Raw genomic sequence first — 1,061 nt, 5'->3', positions numbered from 1 at the left:
CTTTATAGCACCAAGGTTGATATTCTGTAATGACTTAAACCCACTAAAACGCCAATCAGATGTGTTTTTCACATAGAAAACATGTTCAATGCTATACAAAGGTTCATCTGGAAAAATGAAATCAGGTGTTTCATCTCTACCCGTACCAATAATTCCATCATAGTCACCATTACGGACAGTCAAAATTGAACGAATCCAGGGCCTAACGATATAATTTATCTTATACCCCTCCTGCGAAAAGGAATAATTTGCAATCTCTACCAAAAGGCCAGGTCTCTCTGTGCCAGGAACACAGTTATAGGGGCACCATTGATCTGCAACTAAGGTAATTTCCTTTGCTTGATCACAAGTTGATGACGCATAGCTAATGGACACGACTGGAATAAAAAGCAGAAGCATTCTAAAAATACGCAGTTTCATATCCTTTCCCCCTTATTCATAGCAAGCTATTCACGATAGTCTCATACTAAACTTACCCGATAGCCATAGTGTAGACCACATTAAATTCTCTACAGCAAGCCAGCTACTTACGAAAAGTAACAAATACTTTAAGAGACAACCAGACAACCAGACAACCACTCGGACACTTAACGCCTTTAGCAGCGGCCGAGCGCAGCGAGGTCCAGCCCCAGCGTCTTTTTGCTGGGGCGATGCTGGCTAAACTTGTTAGAACTTTACTACGCATAAAGTAGAAATAATACAAAGCCAACCCCTGAAACTAAGGCCAATAAAAAGACACAGTGAAATATAAAATTAGCTAGCCGCCACCTGACATTAAAGCCTTGTCGATAATTGGTGGTAAGCGCATAAAATATTGAGCCTACGCACAAGATTGATACTAACAATAAAGCTACATGCTGAGTTAAAGCAAAATAACAGCTAATTAACCCTATGAGAAAGCCGTATGTTGCTAAAGATGAAGCTTTCGTTGTACCCCAAAATTCTTTTTTTTCTATATCCATTTTAGGTTGATCTACAATCTGATTAAAAAGTTCTAACGCTTTTATAAACGGCGCACGGCTCTATCGTTCGTCCAACGCAGGCCACGTTTCTTTGTGGCC

1 protein-coding gene is annotated in these 1,061 nt (G+C 40.2%); it reads right to left on the bottom strand.

Features of this window, described 5'->3' with window-relative positions; all coding sequences use genetic code 11:
* Positions 1 to 420, bottom strand: a 420-nt coding sequence (locus tag A3766_RS19245; protein WP_197479633.1) for an ABC transporter substrate-binding protein, incomplete at its 3' end; no start/stop codon positions are given.
* Positions 421 to 1,061 lie beyond the last annotated feature (641 nt).

The organism is Oleiphilus sp. HI0132 (assembly GCF_001635845.1).
The sequence above is the reverse complement of the archived record's forward strand: the minus strand, read 5'-3'. Positions and strand labels throughout refer to the sequence as shown.